General features: G+C 65.7%; 12 protein-coding genes and 1 tRNA gene. 11 read left to right on the forward strand and 2 right to left on the reverse strand.

Features of this window, described 5'->3' with window-relative positions; genetic code table 11:
• Positions 1–128 precede the first annotated feature (128 nt).
• The 8 genes from rpoC to ACK4HJ_RS14260 all read left to right on the forward strand — a co-directional run bounded on the left by rpoC (position 129) and on the right by ACK4HJ_RS14260 (position 11812).
• Entirely contained in the window at positions 129–4361 is a 4233-nt protein-coding gene (gene rpoC / locus ACK4HJ_RS14225) for a DNA-directed RNA polymerase subunit beta' (RefSeq protein ID WP_409832677.1), read from the forward strand.
• A gap of 176 nt (positions 4362–4537) precedes the next feature.
• Complete coding sequence (locus ACK4HJ_RS14230) at positions 4538–5080, forward strand: LemA family protein (RefSeq protein ID WP_409832680.1); 543 nt, start codon at positions 4538–4540, stop codon at positions 5078–5080.
• A gap of 115 nt (positions 5081–5195) precedes the next feature.
• The gene (gene rsmB / locus ACK4HJ_RS14235) at positions 5196–6575 is read left to right on the forward strand and encodes a 16S rRNA (cytosine(967)-C(5))-methyltransferase RsmB (RefSeq protein WP_409832747.1); all 1380 of its coding nucleotides are present in this window, start codon (positions 5196–5198) and stop codon (positions 6573–6575) included.
• Positions 6576–6615: 40 nt separating this feature from the next.
• Positions 6616–7200, forward strand: a complete 585-nt coding sequence (locus tag ACK4HJ_RS14240) for a DUF4390 domain-containing protein (protein WP_409832683.1) — start codon at positions 6616–6618, stop codon at positions 7198–7200.
• Complete coding sequence (locus tag ACK4HJ_RS14245; RefSeq protein ID WP_409832685.1) at positions 7197–9500, forward strand: ATP-binding protein; 2304 nt, start codon at positions 7197–7199, stop codon at positions 9498–9500. Before ACK4HJ_RS14240 ends, ACK4HJ_RS14245 begins: the two co-directional genes overlap by 4 nt.
• A gap of 48 nt (positions 9501–9548) precedes the next feature.
• Positions 9549–10241 carry a response regulator gene (locus ACK4HJ_RS14250; RefSeq protein WP_409832688.1) on the forward strand — a complete coding sequence of 231 codons (693 nt, stop codon included), beginning with the start codon at positions 9549–9551 and terminating at the stop codon, positions 10239–10241.
• Positions 10242–10313: 72 nt separating this feature from the next.
• Positions 10314–10389: transfer RNA gene (locus ACK4HJ_RS14255), tRNA-Phe, on the forward strand.
• A gap of 169 nt (positions 10390–10558) precedes the next feature.
• The gene (locus tag ACK4HJ_RS14260; RefSeq protein WP_409832692.1) at positions 10559–11812 is read left to right on the forward strand and encodes an Hsp70 family protein; all 1254 of its coding nucleotides are present in this window, start codon (positions 10559–10561) and stop codon (positions 11810–11812) included.
• 162 nt (positions 11813–11974) lie between these two features.
• Here the strand turns inward: ACK4HJ_RS14260 and rsmI are convergent, their stop codons facing one another.
• Positions 11975–12931: a 16S rRNA (cytidine(1402)-2'-O)-methyltransferase gene (gene rsmI / locus ACK4HJ_RS14265; protein ID WP_409832693.1), complete on the reverse strand. Its 957-nt coding sequence runs from the start codon at positions 12929–12931 to the stop codon at positions 11975–11977.
• On the opposite strand from rsmI, the gene ACK4HJ_RS14270 reads away from it, so the two are divergent.
• The 3 genes from ACK4HJ_RS14270 to ACK4HJ_RS14280 all read left to right on the forward strand — a co-directional run bounded on the left by ACK4HJ_RS14270 (position 12931) and on the right by ACK4HJ_RS14280 (position 14771).
• The gene (locus tag ACK4HJ_RS14270; RefSeq protein ID WP_409832695.1) at positions 12931–13341 is read left to right on the forward strand and encodes a YraN family protein; all 411 of its coding nucleotides are present in this window, start codon (positions 12931–12933) and stop codon (positions 13339–13341) included. The two genes, rsmI and ACK4HJ_RS14270, sit on opposite strands and share 1 nt — an antisense overlap.
• A gap of 111 nt (positions 13342–13452) precedes the next feature.
• A complete protein-coding gene (locus tag ACK4HJ_RS14275) occupies positions 13453–14058 on the forward strand; it encodes an SIS domain-containing protein (protein ID WP_409832696.1) in 606 nt (201 codons plus the stop codon).
• On the forward strand, positions 14055–14771 hold the full coding sequence (locus ACK4HJ_RS14280; RefSeq protein ID WP_409832699.1) for a BON domain-containing protein: 717 nt from the start codon (positions 14055–14057) through the stop codon (positions 14769–14771). The genes ACK4HJ_RS14275 and ACK4HJ_RS14280 overlap by 4 nt, the downstream gene beginning before the upstream one ends.
• 234 nt (positions 14772–15005) lie before the next feature.
• On the opposite strand, the gene ACK4HJ_RS14285 is transcribed toward ACK4HJ_RS14280, so the two are convergent.
• Entirely contained in the window at positions 15006–15920 is a 915-nt protein-coding gene (locus ACK4HJ_RS14285; RefSeq protein WP_409832701.1) for an NAD(P)-dependent oxidoreductase, read from the reverse strand.
• Positions 15921–15990: the final 70 nt, after the last annotated feature.

Below are 15990 nucleotides of genomic sequence, written 5' to 3' on the forward strand. Positions count from 1 at the left end.
GGATCGGGATTATTAAAAAAGTGAGCTGCTAGCGCTTGTTGTTAAAGGCTTTGCATGTGTTTTGGTGTGCAAAGTCCCATGTATCAAGCGCTGCCAGCTATGATTTTTGACGAAAAGGAAAGAGTCACATGAAATCGCTACTCGACCTGTTCAAGCAATTCACGCCGGATGAGCACTTCGATGCCATCCGCATCGGCATGGCTTCGCCCGAGAAGATCCGTTCGTGGTCTTTCGGTGAAGTGAAGAAGCCTGAAACCATCAACTACCGTACGTTCAAGCCCGAGCGCGACGGCCTGTTCTGCGCCAAGATTTTCGGTCCCATCAAGGACTACGAATGCCTGTGCGGCAAGTACAAGCGCCTCAAGCACCGCGGTGTGATCTGCGAGAAGTGCGGCGTTGAAGTCACGCAAACCAAAGTGCGCCGCGAGCGCATGGGCCACATCGATCTGGCCGCGCCTTGCGCCCACATCTGGTTCCTGAAGTCGCTGCCTTCACGCCTGGGCCTGGTGCTCGACATGACGCTGCGCGACATCGAACGCGTGCTGTACTTCGAAGCCTATGTGGTGACCGACCCGGGCATGACCCCGCTGAAGAAGTTCAGCATCATGTCCGAGGACGACTACGACGCGAAGCGCAAGGAATACGGCGACGAGTTCATCGCCAAGATGGGCGCTGAAGGCATCAAGGACCTGCTGGAATCCATCGACATCGACCTGTCGATCGAGAAGTTGCGCGGCGACCTGACCGGCTCCGAAGTCAAGGTCAAGAAGAACGCCAAGCGCCTGAAGGTGCTTGAGGCATTCAAGAAGTCCGGTATCAAGCCCGAGTGGATGGTGCTGGACGTGCTGCCCGTGCTGCCCCCAGACCTGCGTCCGCTGGTGCCGCTGGACGGCGGCCGTTTCGCCACGTCGGACCTGAACGACCTGTACCGCCGCGTCATCAACCGCAACTCGCGTCTGCGCCGCCTGCTGGAGCTGAAGGCCCCTGAAATCATCGCGCGCAACGAAAAGCGGATGCTGCAAGAGGCTGTTGACTCGCTGCTGGACAACGGCCGCCGCGGCAAGGCCATGACGGGCGCCAACAAGCGCGCGCTGAAGTCCCTGGCCGACATGATCAAGGGTAAGTCGGGCCGCTTCCGCCAGAACTTGCTGGGCAAGCGCGTGGACTACTCCGGTCGTTCCGTGATTACCGTGGGCCCGACGCTCAAGCTGCACCAGTGCGGTCTGCCCAAGCTGATGGCGCTGGAGCTGTTCAAGCCTTTCATCTTCTCGCGCCTCGAAGCCATGGGTATCGCGACGACGATCAAGGCTGCCAAGAAGGAAGTCGAATCCGGCACCCCCGTGGTGTGGGACATCCTGGAAGAGGTCATCAAGGAACACCCTGTGATGCTGAACCGTGCGCCTACGCTGCACCGTTTGGGCATCCAGGCCTTTGAGCCCATCCTGATCGAAGGCAAGGCCATCCAGCTGCACCCCCTCGTTTGCGCGGCCTTCAACGCCGACTTCGACGGTGACCAGATGGCTGTTCACGTGCCGCTGTCGGTGGAGGCGCAGATGGAAGCCCGCACGCTGATGCTGGCCTCCAACAACGTGCTGTTCCCGGCCTCGGGCGAACCCTCCATCGTGCCTTCGCAGGACGTGGTGCTGGGCCTGTACTACGCCACCCGTGACCGTATCAACGGCAAGGGTGAAGGCCTGGTGTTCGCCGACACAGGCGAAGTACAGCGCGCACTGGATGCGGGTGAAGTCGAACTGGCCGCCAAGATCACCGTGCGCATGACCGAGTGGACCAAGGACAAGGCCACGGGCGAATTCGTGCCATCGACCTCGCTGGTGGAAACCACCGTGGGCCGCGCGCTGCTGTCCGAGATCCTGCCCAAGGGACTGCCGTTCAGCAACATGAACAAGGCGCTCAAGAAGAAGGAAATCTCGCGCCTGATCAACGTGTCCTTCCGCAAGTGCGGCCTGAAGGAAACCGTGGTGTTCGCCGACAAGCTGCTGCAAAACGGCTTCCGCCTGGCTACGCGTGCCGGTATCTCCATCGCCATCGACGACATGCTGGTGCCGCCCCAGAAGGCCGGCATCATCGAGCGCTCGGAGAAGGAGGTCAAAGAGATCGAACAGCAGTACGTGTCCGGTCTGGTCACCTCTGGCGAGCGCTACAACAAGGTGGTGGACATCTGGGGCAAGGCCGGTGACGAAGTGTCCAAGGTGATGATGGCCCAGCTGTCCAAGCAGAAAGTGGTGGACCGCCACGGCAAGGAAGTGGACCAGGAGTCCTTCAACTCCATCTACATGATGGCCGACTCCGGCGCACGCGGCTCTGCCGCCCAGATCCGCCAGGTGGCCGGTATGCGGGGTCTGATGGCCAAGCCAGACGGCTCGATCATCGAAACGCCTATCACCGCGAACTTCCGCGAAGGTCTGAACGTGCTGGAGTACTTCATCTCCACCCACGGTGCCCGTAAGGGCCTGGCCGACACGGCGCTGAAGACGGCGAACTCGGGTTACCTCACCCGCCGTCTGGTGGACGTGACGCAGGACCTGGTGGTCACCGAGGAAGACTGCGAGACCGCCAACGGTTCGCTGATGCGCGCCATCGTCGAAGGCGGTGAGGTGATCGAATCGCTGCGCGAGCGTATCTTGGGCCGCACCGCTGCCGAAGACGTGCTGCACCCTGAAACGCGTGCGGTGCTGGTGCCGGCCGGCACGATGCTGGAAGAAGACCTCATCGAAGAGCTCGAAGCGGCTGGCGTGGATGAAGTGAAGGTGCGTACGGCCCTGACCTGCGAAACCCGCTACGGCCTGTGCGCCAAGTGCTATGGCCGCGACTTGGGCCGTGGCGGCCTGATCAACCTCGGCGAAGCCGTGGGTGTGATCGCTGCCCAGTCCATCGGCGAACCGGGCACGCAGCTGACCATGCGTACGTTCCACATCGGTGGTGCCGCTTCGCGTGCTGCCATTGCCTCCAGCGTGGAAGCCAAGTCCAACGGCGTGATCGGCTTCAACGCCACGATGCGCTATGTGAGCAACACCAAGGGCGAGCTGGTGGTGATTGCACGTTCGGGTGAAATCATCATTCACGACGAGCATGGCCGCGAGCGCGAGCGCCACAAGGTGCCTTACGGCGCCACGCTGACGGTCAAGGCCGACCAGCAGATCAAGGCCGGTACCATCCTGGCCAACTGGGATCCGCTGACGCGCCCCATCATCACCGAGTTTGCCGGTCAGATCAAGTTCGAGAATGTCGAAGAGGGCCTCACCGTCGCCAAGCAGGTGGACGATGTGACCGGCTTGTCCACGCTGGTGGTGATCGACCCCAAGCGCCGCGGCGCTGCCAAGGTCGTTCGTCCGCAAGTGAAACTGATTGACGCGCAAGGCAACGAAGTGAAGATCCCTGGCACCGACCACTCGGTGACCATCGGCTTCCAGGTCGGCGCGCTGATCCAGGTGCGCGACGGCCAGGACGTGGGCCCCGGCGAAGTGCTGGCGCGTATTCCGGTCGAAGGCCAGAAGACCCGCGACATTACCGGCGGTCTGCCCCGCGTGGCCGAGCTGTTCGAAGCCCGCACGCCCAAGGACAAGGGCACGCTGGCCGAGATGACCGGTACCGTGTCGTTCGGCAAGGAAACCAAGGGCAAGGTCCGCCTGCAGATCACCGACCCCGAAGGCCATGTGTTCGAAGAACTCGTGCCCAAGGAAAAGAACATCCTGGTGCACGAAGGCCAGGTGGTGAACAAGGGCGAATCGATTGTGGACGGCCCGGCCGACCCGCAAGACATCCTGCGCCTGTTGGGTATCGAAGAACTCTCGCGCTACATCGTCGATGAAGTGCAGGACGTGTACCGCTTGCAGGGCGTGAAGATCAACGACAAGCACATCGAGGTGATCGTTCGCCAGATGCTGCGCCGTGTCGTGGTCGAGAACGTCGGCGAGTCGAACTACATTGCCGGCGAACAGGTCGAGCGCTCCGAAATCCTCAACACCAACGAGGCACTGCAGGCCGAGGGCAAGATCCCCGCGACCTACAGCAACCTGCTGCTGGGTATCACGAAGGCATCGCTGTCCACCGACTCGTTCATCTCGGCCGCTTCCTTCCAGGAAACGACCCGCGTGCTCACCGAAGCTGCCATCATGGGCAAGCGCGACGAGTTGCGTGGCCTGAAGGAAAACGTCATCGTGGGTCGCCTGATTCCTGCCGGTACGGGCCTGGCCTACCACCAGGCACGCAAGGCCAAAGATGCCATGGACGACGCCGAGCGCCGTGCCATCGCCGAAGCCGAAGCCGCTGAGATGAATGCGCAGGCTGAGACAGCGGACGTCGCCGCTGGCTCCGACGCCGCAGGCTCTGCCGCCGACTGACGCGCCCCCGGGCTGTAGTGCTCGCTCAGCAAGGCGCCCCCGCCCTGTCCCTTGACAGGCGGGGGCGCCTTTTTTATGGAACGGACACGCGTTCCGCCGGTTTTCCAGCAACTTTTCGGGCCGGGGCGCAGCAGGCGCCCCGGCAGCATGTCATGTGGTCATCGCCCCTTTTCTGGATGGCATTCGCCATCGTGCTGTTCTGGGCCCTTGGCGCCTACAACCGGCTTATGCGCCTGCGCTCGGCCGTGGCGCAGGCCTTCGGCAGCTTTGACGCCCACATGGTGCGCATGGTGGCGCTGCTGGGCGAATTCAATGCCGCCCATACCGTGCAGCGCGCCCTGCTGGTGGACGGCGTCGACCAGGACCTGGCCGCGCTACAAGGCGCCACCACCCAACTCAGCGCCTGCCTGGCCGTGGTGCGCGCGCGCCCCCTGTCCGTGGACGGGGTGGCGGCCCTCACGGCTGCGCGCGTCGTGCTGCGCGACACCTGGCAGGTTGCCACTCGCGGCACCGATGCTGCACCGGGCGACGAGGCCCCGGCCGCCTCCAATGTGTGGCACTTGCGGTGGGACGAGCACGTGCAGCAAAACGAACAGGCCGCCCGCGTGTTCAACGATGCCGTGGGCCAGTACAACGAAGCCATCGCGCAGTTTCCTGCCAGCGTGCTGGCGCGTGTGTTTGGCTTCAAGCCGGCCCGCGCGCTGGAGGCTTTGCAATGACCACGAGGAGCCTGCGATGAACCGATCCTCTCACGGCGGCGCCCCTCGGCGTGGCCCCGCGCCCCAGCCGGCGGCGAGCGCCCGGCCCGCGGCTGCAGCGAGGCCAACCGCGTCAATGCCAGGCGACGGCTCTGCCGGGCGCGCCGGGCAGCCACATGCGCCGGCTCCCGCCCTGTGGCAGCAACTCATCGGGGTGGCGGGCGCGCTGCAGGCCATCCGTGCAGGCCAGTCGGGCACGGCGGCGGTGGCGGCAGTGCCGGAGCCGCTGCGCCCTGGGGTGCAGGCCCTGCTGTTCCATGTGCTGCGCCACGCGGGCCGCGCGCAGGCCCTGGCCCGCTGCCTGGTACAACGCCCCCCGCCACCGGCGGCGGACGCATTGCTCTGCAGCGCCCTGGCCTTGAGTTGGCATCCGGACGAGGCGCCTTACGAGCCTTTCACCCTGGTAAACCAAGCGGTGGAGGCGGCCAAGCACCATCCCCCTACGCGCCAGCAGTCGTCCTTCATCAACGCCTGCCTGCGCCGCTTTCTGCGGGAGCGCGACGCGCTGGTCGCCCGCACCGATGCAGATCCCGCTGCACGCTGGAACCACCCGGCGTGGTGGATCGCCCGCCTGCGCAAGGACCATCCAGAGCACTGGGAGCACATCCTGCAAGCCAACAACACCCAGGCGCCGATGACTCTGCGGGTTAACAAGCAAAAAGTGGCTCTGGCGCAATACCAGCAAGCGCTGAAAGCTATCAATTTGGAAGCGACTGCTGTCGAAGACTCGGGCCTGGTGCTGCGGCAGGCCGTGCCCGTAACCAGCCTGCCGGGCTTTGCAGAAGGGTGGGTGTCCGTGCAAGACGCCGCTGCGCAGAAGGCGGCCCCGCTGTTGTTGCACGGACTGGACCTGGCCCGCCCCCTGCGTGTGCTGGATGCCTGTGCCGCCCCGGGCGGCAAGACCGCCCACCTGCTGGAATACGCAGGTGCGGGGGCCCCGCTGGCCGTGACGGCGCTGGAAATCGATGCCACACGCGCGGCCCGCATTGGCGACACATTGCAGCGCCTCGGCCTGAGCGCCCAGGTGCTGGTGGCCGACGCGGCCCGCCCGCAGGACTGGTGGGCGGCGCACTGCGGTGGCGTGCCGTTCGACGCGATCCTGCTCGACGCACCATGCACCGCGTCTGGCATCGTGCGGCGCCACCCCGATGTGCGCTGGCTGCGGCGTGAATCGGACATTGCACAACTGGCGGTCCTGCAGGCGCGCCTGCTGGCCGCGCTGTGGCCGCTGCTGCGACCTGGCGGGCGCATGCTCTACTGCACTTGCTCGGTCTTCCGCGCCGAGGGTGACGAGCAGGTGCAATCGTTTCTTGTGCGCAACAGTGATGCGCAATTGCTGCCGTCACCCGGCCATTTAATTCCCGGCAAAGCGGACAAGGCTGAGGCTGTCCCGGACAATCTGTCGGGTGAGCACGACGGGTTCTTTTACGCACTGTTGCAAAAATCGCCTCAATGAGCCAGCGCGGGCCCGTTGGGCCCCGCTTTGGTGGCTTGTGATGCTATGGATCAGTGCCGTGCTCGCGGTATGGGCCGCTCCCGCCCGCGGCGCCGAGGCAGCTCCGCCCGAAGTGGACGAACTGCGGCTCAACCTTGCGGACGATGGGCTGTACCTCAGCACCACCATGCAGTTCAGTCTGCCGGCGTTGGCAGAAGATGCGCTCTACAAAGGCATCCCCATGTACTTCGTGGCAGAAGCCCAGGTCCTGCGTGACCGCTGGTACTGGTCAGACCGCCAAGTGGCGGCCACAAGCCGCTACCTGCGGCTCAGCTACCAGCCTCTCACCCGCCGCTGGCGGCTCATCATCTCTACTACGCCCATCACCAACGCCGGTCTGGGTGTGTCGCTGGGGCAGAATTTCGACGATTTTGATGACGCATTGGCGGCCATTCAGCGCATTTCCCGCTGGAAGATAGCTGAAGGCGACGCGGTAGAGGCCGACGCCATGCACACGGTCAATTTCCGCTTTCGGCTGGACATGTCCCAGCTGCCCCGGCCTTTCCAGATCGGCGCTGTGGGGCGGTCCGGCTGGAATCTGCTTGTATCGCGCAGCCAGCGCTTGGGCGGAGAACACACCAAATGAGCGAGCCGCAGTCCTCCGGGGGCTCCTCGCCGGCCTCCGCCACCGCGCATGCAGCGGCCCGCCAGTCGCGGGCCGTGCGCTGGGCCGTCGGGGTGGGGGCGGCCATCATGTCAGCCATTGGCCTGGTGCTGCTGTTTTTGTTGACCCTCGCCACCAACAACCGTGCGCTTTACGAGCGCAACTACGCCTGGCTGTTTGGCGTGAATGTGCTGGTGGCCGTGTTGCTGTTGGCCGTGCTGGTGTGGATTGCTGTGCGCTTGGCCGTGCGGCTGCGCAAAGGCCGGTTTGGCAGTCGGCTGCTGGTCAAGCTGGCGGCCATCTTCGGGCTGGTGGGGCTGGTGCCGGGGCTGCTCATCTACTTTGTGTCCTACCAGTTTGTCACCCGCTCCATCGAGAGCTGGTTTGACGTGAAGGTGGAGGGCGCGCTGTCGGCCGGGGTGAACCTCGCCCGCGTATCGCTGGACGCGCTGGCGGCTGACATGGCGGCCAAGACCCGCAATGCCAGTGCCCAGGTGGCCCAGGTGCCTGACGCCGCCGCAGGCCTGGTGCTGGAGCGCATCCGCGAACAGCTGGGCGCCACCGATGTGGTGCTGTGGAATGCCGGCGGGCAGGCCGTGGCCAGTGCGGGCCAGTCGCGCTTCAGCCTGAACCCCGAAAGGCCCGGCGTGCCCCTGCTGCGCACCGTGCGCCAGCAGCGCGCCACGGCGCAAATCGAAGGGCTGGACGATGTGTCGGACCCGGCTGCCGCACAGAACGCGCGCGTCAAGGTGCTTGCGCTGGTCAGCAGCCCGGCCGTTGGCCTGCTGGTGGAGCCCCGCTATCTGCAGGCGACGTTACCTCTGCCGCCCGCCCTGGTGGCCAACGCGATTGCCGTACAAGAGGCCAACCGCGAATACCAGGAGCGCGCTTTGGCGCGCGGCGGTTTGCGCCGCATGTACGTGGGCACGCTCACGCTCAGCCTGTTTCTGTCGGTGTTTGGCGCGGTGCTGCTGGCGGTGCTTTTGGGCAACCAACTGGCGCGCCCGCTGCTGGTGCTGGCCGAGGGCGTGCGCGAGGTGGCGGCAGGCAACCTCAGCCCCAAGGCCGCCTTGCAGGGCAAGGACGAAATGGGCGGGCTCACGCGCTCCTTCGCCCTGATGACCCAGCAGCTTGCCGACGCCCGCCAGGCCGTGGAGCAAAGCATGGGCGAGGTCGATGCCGCCCGTGCCAACCTGCAGACCATTTTGGACAACCTCACTGCAGGCGTCATCGTGCTGGACGCGCAGGGCATCATCCGCTCATCCAACCCCGGCGCCACCCGCATCCTCCGAGCCCCCATGGCCGCGTATGAAGGCAGGCATTTGTCGGAAGCGCCTGGGCTGGCGGACTTTGCGGCGGCTGTCCAAAAGCATTTCGACACCTTTCTGGGCGATCATGAGCGTCACGGTTTAGACCACTGGCAGCAGCCTTTTGAGCTGCATGCTTCTGCCGGTGGGGTAGGGCAGCACGCCACCAGCCTGGTGGCGCGGGGCGCAGAGCTGCCGGATGCGTCCCGATTGTTGGTTTTTGACGACATTTCGGAGATTGTTTCTGCTCAGCGCGCACAGGCCTGGGGCGAGGTGGCGCGTCGCCTCGCGCACGAAATCAAGAACCCGCTCACGCCCATCCAGCTGTCTGCCGAGCGGCTGGAGATGAAGTTGGCGGGCAAGTTGCCTGGTCCCGAACAGGCCATCCTTGCCAAGTCTGTCAAAACCATCGTCGAGCAGGTCGACGCGATGAAGCGGCTCGTCAACGAGTTTCGCGACTACGCCCGCCTTCCCGCAGCCGAGCTGCACGCGCTGGACCTCAACGGACTGGTCGCCGACGTGCTCCACCTGTATGGCGCCGAGAACGCTGCCGTGGCTGTGGAGGCCGATCTGGACCCCCGCTGTCCCCCCATTTCGGGCGACGCCCAGCAGCTCCGCCAGGTGGTGCACAACCTGCTGCAAAACGCGCAGGACGCGACCGAGCAGGCGCGCGCAGGCCAGGCCGAACCCCTTCCTCCTGTGCGTATCAGCACCCGTTGGAGCGAGTCCTCCCGTCGTGTGCGCCTCACCGTGTCGGACTGCGGCGGAGGCTTTCCCGCGCATATCCTGCAGCGGGCTTTCGAGCCGTATGTCACCACCAAACCCCGGGGTACGGGCCTGGGGCTGGCGGTGGTCAAGAAGATTGCCGACGAACACGGTGCCCGCATTGATCTGTCCAATCGCACAGAAGACGGCGTGGTGCGTGGAGCCCAAGTGTCGTTATCATTCGCCCCTGAACCCGCGGTGGCGTCATAACAACACCCCTGCGCAACCCTTCAGGTCTCCTTAGGCGTTTCAACACACATGGCAAACATTCTGGTGGTCGACGATGAGCTCGGCATTCGCGATCTGCTGTCGGAAATCCTGAACGACGAAGGTCACAGCGTGGACCTGGCAGAAAACGCGACCCAGGCGCGCGCCGCCCGCACCGGCAACAGCTATGACCTGGTTCTGCTGGACATCTGGATGCCGGACACCGATGGTGTCTCGCTGCTCAAGGAATGGGCCACCGCAGGCACCCTGACCATGCCAGTGATCATGATGAGCGGCCACGCCACCATCGACACCGCGGTTGAAGCCACCCGCATCGGCGCTTTCTCCTTCCTGGAGAAGCCCATCACCATGCAGAAGCTGCTGAAGGCCGTGGAGCAGGGCCTCGCGCGCAACGCTTCTTCCCACCCCGCAGCCGTGCCGGCCGCCGTGGCCGCAGCGCCGTCCGCACCTTCTGCCGATGCCACCTTTGCGCAGGTAGCGCCCGTCTCGGCAGCCCAGCCCCACACCGACGCCTCAGGCCCCCACGCCCACCAAGGCTTCGACCTGGACCGCCCGCTGCGCGAGGCGCGCGACGGTTTTGAGAAGGCCTACTTCGAATTCCACCTGGCCCGCGAGGGTGGCTCCATGACCCGCGTGGCCGAGAAAACCGGACTGGAACGCACCCACCTGTACCGTAAGCTGCGCCAACTGGGCGTGGACCTGGGCCGGGGCAAACGCAGCTGACCTGCAGGGTGGGCAATAAAATCTCGAGGTTGCCAGGAACGACCTGTTTTTCTGGTTATAATTTGAGGCTCAGGCCCGGTAGCTCAGTCGGTAGAGCAGAGGATTGAAAATCCTTGTGTCGGTGGTTCGATTCCGCCCCAGGCCACCAAATAAAAGCCCTTGATTTGCAAGAATCAAGGGCTTTTTCAATTTCGTACCGCCGAAGCAGGGCCACGGCCAGCTTGGCAGGTGCGCATGCCGAAATCCTGCGTTGCCTTGGTGCTGGTTGCCGCCCGTACCGCGCATTGCCTTCCTTGTTGTTTCTCCCCACGTTCCCCATGCCCCTTCTGCAGGACACCACCCTCGGCATCGACTTCGGCACCTCCAATTCCGCCATGGCGGTGCGGCAGGGCGCAGGGCCTGCGCGCATGGTGGCGCTGGAGGGCGAGGCGCACGCGCTGCCCACGGCGCTGTTCTTCAACACCGAGGACCACCGCACCCACTTCGGGCGCGACGCCGTGGCGCACTACCTGGCGGGCACCGAGGGGCGGCTGATGCGGTCGCTCAAGAGCCTGCTGGGCAGCGCGCTGCTGCAGGACCAGACTGCCGTGCACGACAAGCTGGTGAGCTACCAGGACATCATCAGCCTGTTCCTGCGCATGCTCGCGCGCAAGGCTGAGGACACGCTGGGCGGGCTGCCGCAGCGTGTGGTGCTGGGGCGCCCGGTGCATTTTGTGGACGACGACCCCGCCCGCGACCAGCAGGCCGAGGCAGCGCTGCGCCAGGCGGCGCTGGACGCGGGGTTCCAGAACATCAGCTTCCAGCTGGAGCCCATTGCCGCCGCGCTGGACTACGAGCAGCGCATCACGCAAGAGGCTTTGGTGCTGGTGGTGGACATTGGCGGGGGCACCTCGGACTTCACCGTGGTGCGCCTGGGTCCCGGGCGGCGCAGCCGGGCGGACCGCAGCAGCGACGTGCTGGCCACCACCGGCGTGCACGTCGGCGGCACGGACTTTGACCGGCGGCTCAGCCTGGACCTGCTGATGCCGCTGCTGGGCTTTCGGCATACGGGGCCCACGGGGCGCGAGGTGCCCAGCCGCGTGTTTTTTGACCTGTCCACCTGGCACCTGATCCAGTGGCTGTATTCACCCCGTGCGCTGCGCGACGCACACAACCTGCGCACCGACTACGCCGACCCCCGGCTGCATGCTCGGCTGATGCGGGTGTTGAACGAGCGTCTGGGCCACCGCCTGGCCGATACGGCGGAGCAGGCCAAGATCGCAGCATCGGTGTCGGACGCCGATGCGCCCATGTTGCTCGACTGGATCGAGCACGGCTTGCATGCGGCGGTCACGCCAGAAGGATTGGCGCGGTCGCTGGAGCAGCCGCTGCAGCAGGTGGTGGCGTGTGCGCAGGAGTGTGTGCAGCAGGCCGGCCTGCAGGGCCAGGGGCTGGAGGCGATCTATCTGACCGGGGGCTCCTCGGCGCTGCGGCCGCTGCGGCAGGCGCTGCAGGCGGCGTTTCCCCATACGCCGCAGCGCGAGGGCGACTTGTTTGGCGGGGTGGCTGCGGGGCTGGCGGTGACGGGTTGAGCGCCTGGGTGGCGCACGTGCAATGCCGCAAGAAAGAATAAAAGCTACTGATTTGATAGCTGTTGGCGCTTGATGGATAAGCGCTGGAGCGAATTTTCATTCAAATTTTTGTGGGAATTCGGAACCTGCGTTGCCCCTTGGCGGGCCGAGTTGCTGCGTCCCTCACTCAGCGTTTTCCGCGTCCTCCGCATCCCCCGCGTCTTGCGCCCGCTTCCAGCCCAGCGCCGTGTCGTAGAGCACGTTGCGGGGCGCACCGGTAATCTCGGCAGCCAGCCGCACGGCGGTCTTGAGCGGCAGCTCCCGCAGCAGCAGATGCAGCACCCGCTGGCTTTCTCCGCCGTCGTCGCCCGCCGCAGCCACGGGGTGCAGCAGCACCACAAACTCGCCGCGCGAGCGCTGCGGGGCGCCGTCCAGCCATGCGGTCAATTGGTGAGCAGGCTGGGTGGTGATTTCTTCAAACTGCTTCGTCAGCTCGCGCGCCAGGGTCACGGGGCGGTCGCCCAGCGCGGCCAGCGCCTGGGCCAGTTCGCCGATGCGGTGGGGCGCCTCCAGCAGCACCACGCAGCGTGCCTCGGGGGCCAGCTGCTGCGCAATTGCCGTGGCGCGCTCGGCGCTTTTGGTGGGCAGAAATCCGACAAACACAAAACCGCTGTGGTCATGGCCCGGGGCCACAGCGCCCGCCGCGCTGAGGGCGGTGGTGATGCTGCTGGCCCCCGGCAGCGGTACGGCCCGCAGGCCCGCCGCCCGCACGGCGGCCACCAGGCGCGCGCCGGGGTCGCTCACGCCGGGCGTGCCCGCGTCGCTGACATACGCCATGCGCTGGCCCTGCTGCAGCCGGTGCACCACGTGCTGCGCGGCCTCGGCCTCGTTGTGCTGGTGTACGGCCAGCAGCTGGGCGGGGCTTTTGTCGATGCCGTAGGCGCGCAGCATCGATTGTGTGTGGCGCGTGTCCTCGCAGGCCACGGTGTCGGCGCGCTGCAGCACATGCAGGGCGCGCAGCGTGATGTCCGCCAGGTTGCCGATGGGCGTGGCCACCACATACAAAGCCCCCTCGGGATAATGCTGCGAGGCCGCCGCTTCGCGCGCGGCATCGAGGGCTGAAGCGAAAGAGGCGCTCAATGACATTCCTTGGAAAAAGAAAACCCGCGGCGGTGGTGGGCTTGGCCGTCGCTGCCGCCACCACGCGCGAGCGCGGCAACGCAGCGGAAGACCAGGCCATGGCCTATCTGCAGGCCGCTGGCCTGAAACTGGTGGAGCGCAATTATCGGACGCCCGGGCGCGGCGGCGGCGAGATCGACCTGGTGATGCGCGACCGGGACGGCACGCTGGTTTTTGTGGAGGTGCGCAGCCGCGCCGGCAGCGGCTTTGGCGGCGCAGGGGGCAGCATCAGCGCCACCAAGCAGCAGCGCATCGTGTTTGCAGCGCGGCACTACCTGCTGCGCCTTCCGTCCCCACCGCCCTGCCGCTTTGACGTGGTGCTGGTGGAAGGGTCCATCGAGTGGTTGAAGGCGGCCTTTGATGCGCAGTAAACCCCGGGGTTCCGGGCCTGCGTTTTGAGGCCAAATTCCCCTCCAACGCAAACCCAGACGCTACGGTTTGCTACAAAAGCTGTAACACGTGGAAGGTATCATCGGGCCCTCATGCTTGAGCAACGCATCCAACAGCATTTCATCGACAGCGCCGACCTGAAGTACCAGGCCGCCCAGGCGCTGAGCCACCCCATCGCCGCCGCCGTGCAGGCCGTGCTGGCCTGTGTGACCAGCGGTGGCAAGGTGCTGGCCTGCGGCAACGGCCCGTCGGCCGCCGAGGCGCAGCAGTTCGCCGCGTTCTGCGTTGCGGGTTTTGAGCGCGACCGTCCTGAACTGGCCGCGCTGGCGCTCACCGCCGACAGCACCCTGCTCACCGCTCCAACCGGTACCACCGCGCAGGACGCCGCCCAGCAGTTTGCGCGCCAAGTGCGGGCCCTGGGCCAGGCCGGCGACGTGCTGCTGGCGCTGTCCGTGTCGGGCAACGACGCCAGCCTGTTGGCCGCCACCGAAGCCGCGCATGAGCGCGACATGACCGTGGTGGTGCTGACCGGCCGCACCGGCGGCAAGCTGGCCGCCCTGATGCGCGAGACCGATGTGCTGATCAGCGTGCCGCACGATCGCGCGGCACGCGTGCGCGAAGTCCATGCCCTGGTGCTGCACTGCCTGGCGGACGGAGTGGACGCCCAGTTACTTGGTGAACAGGAGAACCCGCTATGAACCACAACCCCCTTTCCAACCCCGCTTCCACCACCCTCGGCTCCCCGGCCCCCCAAGTCCGTGCGCTGCATGCCCCCCGGTTGGTTTGCTCGGTGCTGGCTGCTGCAGCGCTGGTGGCGGGCCTGTCGGCTTGCGCGCCACTCATCATCGGCGGCGCGGTGGTCGGCGGCGTGATGGCGGTGGACCGCCGCACCACAGGCACCCAGGTGGAAGACGAAGGCATCGAGTTGCGTGCCGGCAACCGCATCCGCGAGGCCCTGGGCGACCGCGTGCACGTCAACGTGACCAGCTACAACCGCCAGGTGCTGCTGACCGGCGAGGCGGGCAACGCGCAAGACCGCCAGACCGTCGAGCAGATCGTGGGCAGCGTGGAGAACGTGCGCTCGGTCGTCAACGACCTCGCCATCATGCCCAACACCAGCCTGAGCCAGCGCTCCAACGACACCTTCATCACCGGCAAGGTGCGCGCCAGCCTGGTGGACGCCAAGGACATCTCGGCCACCGCCTTCAAGGTGGTCACGGAGCGCAACATCGTCTACCTGATGGGCCGCGTGTCCCAGCGCGAGGCCAACCGCGCCACCGACATTGCACGCGGCGTGAGCGGCGTGAGCAAGGTGGTGCGCGTGTTCGAGATCGTCTCCGAAGAAGAACTCCGCCGCATCGCCCCGCAGCCCGCGCCGGTGACCACCGACGCCAAGCCTGCTGGTGGTTGATGTGCCTGGCGCTTTTGGGCGCTAACCATCGCAGCCGAGCTGCGCCCATCCCATGCAGGTCGGCGCAACTTGCGAGGGGCGAGACTTTGTTGGGTTGATGCGCGTTGAGACGGGCGGCGCCCCGCGAGGGATGCCGAGCAAGGGCCGCCCCGCCGCGAGGGCATCGTCCCCTTCCCACATTGCGCAGCAAGGCGAGAGAAGGGGGAGGCGGCGAAGCCGCTCAGGGGTTGTGCTTTATTTCAGCCGCTTGACCAAACTCGACGTATCCCAGCGGTTGCCACCCATCTTCTGTACGTCCGCATAGAACTGGTCCACCAGCGCTGTCACGGGCAAGCGTGAGCCGTTGCGCTTGGCTTCGTCCAGCACCAGGCCCAGGTCTTTGCGCATCCAGTCCACCGCAAAACCGAAATCGAATTTGTCTTCGACCATGGTCTTTCCCCGGTTGTCCATCTGCCAGCTTTGGGCTGCGCCCTTGCCGATCACGTCCAGCACCTGCTTCATGTCCAGGCCCGCGTTCTGACCAAAAGCCACGGCTTCGGACAAGCCTTGCACCAGCCCGGCAATGCAGATCTGATTCACCATCTTGGCCAACTGGCCTGAACCGCTGGCGCCCAGCAGCGTGAATGCACGCGAGAACGCCATGGCGACCGGCTGGGCCGCGTTGAAGGCATCGGCATCACCCCCGCACATCACCGTGAGCATGCCGTTCTGCGCGCCCGCCTGGCCGCCCGACACGGGCGCATCGACAAACTGCAGGTCCAGGGTCTTGGCGGTGGCATACAACTCCCGCGCTACCTCGGCCGAGGCTGTGGTGTGGTCCACAAAGATCGCTCCTGGCTTCATGCCCGCAAACGCGCCATCCGCTCCCAGCGTCACCGACCGCAGGTCCGCGTCATTGCCGACGCAGCAGAAAACGATGTCCGCCCCCGCAGCCGCCTCGCGCGGGGTTGCAGCATGTTTTGGGGCCTTGGCGCTTGCGTACTCTGCGCACCAAGCTACAGATTTGGTAGCGGTGCGGTTGTACACCGTCACTTCATGCCCCGCCAGCGCCAGGTGGCCGGCCATGGGGTAGCCCATCACACCCAGGCCGAGAAATGCGACTTTGCGGGAAGGGGTGGCGTCGTAGGTACGGGGATTGGTGCTTGGCATGGCGTGGAGGTGGCTTTGAGGGGTGAATGGGGGGTGAAAATGAAAACCCGCCCAAAAGGGCGGGCGAAGC

The organism is Acidovorax sp. (assembly GCF_046294525.1).
Taxonomy (GTDB): domain Bacteria; phylum Pseudomonadota; class Gammaproteobacteria; order Burkholderiales; family Burkholderiaceae_C; genus Acidovorax.

What these genes read in the sequence shown, in the direction of transcription:
- rsmB (WP_409832747.1), top strand. Translation starts at nt 5,196, where the DNA reads ATGCCAGGCGACGGCTCTGCCGGGCGCGCCGGGCAGCCACATGCGCCG.
- ACK4HJ_RS14285 (WP_409832701.1), bottom strand. Translation starts at nt 15,920, where the DNA reads ATGCCAAGCACCAATCCCCGTACCTACGACGCCACCCCTTCCCGCAAA.
- rpoC (WP_409832677.1), top strand. Translation starts at nt 129, where the DNA reads ATGAAATCGCTACTCGACCTGTTCAAGCAATTCACGCCGGATGAGCAC.
- ACK4HJ_RS14230 (WP_409832680.1), top strand. Translation starts at nt 4,538, where the DNA reads ATGGCATTCGCCATCGTGCTGTTCTGGGCCCTTGGCGCCTACAACCGG.
- ACK4HJ_RS14275 (WP_409832696.1), top strand. Translation starts at nt 13,453, where the DNA reads ATGCTTGAGCAACGCATCCAACAGCATTTCATCGACAGCGCCGACCTG.
- ACK4HJ_RS14245 (WP_409832685.1), top strand. Translation starts at nt 7,197, where the DNA reads ATGAGCGAGCCGCAGTCCTCCGGGGGCTCCTCGCCGGCCTCCGCCACC.
- ACK4HJ_RS14260 (WP_409832692.1), top strand. Translation starts at nt 10,559, where the DNA reads ATGCCCCTTCTGCAGGACACCACCCTCGGCATCGACTTCGGCACCTCC.
- ACK4HJ_RS14270 (WP_409832695.1), top strand. Translation starts at nt 12,931, where the DNA reads ATGACATTCCTTGGAAAAAGAAAACCCGCGGCGGTGGTGGGCTTGGCC.
- ACK4HJ_RS14250 (WP_409832688.1), top strand. Translation starts at nt 9,549, where the DNA reads ATGGCAAACATTCTGGTGGTCGACGATGAGCTCGGCATTCGCGATCTG.
- ACK4HJ_RS14240 (WP_409832683.1), top strand. Translation starts at nt 6,616, where the DNA reads ATGCTATGGATCAGTGCCGTGCTCGCGGTATGGGCCGCTCCCGCCCGC.
- ACK4HJ_RS14280 (WP_409832699.1), top strand. Translation starts at nt 14,055, where the DNA reads ATGAACCACAACCCCCTTTCCAACCCCGCTTCCACCACCCTCGGCTCC.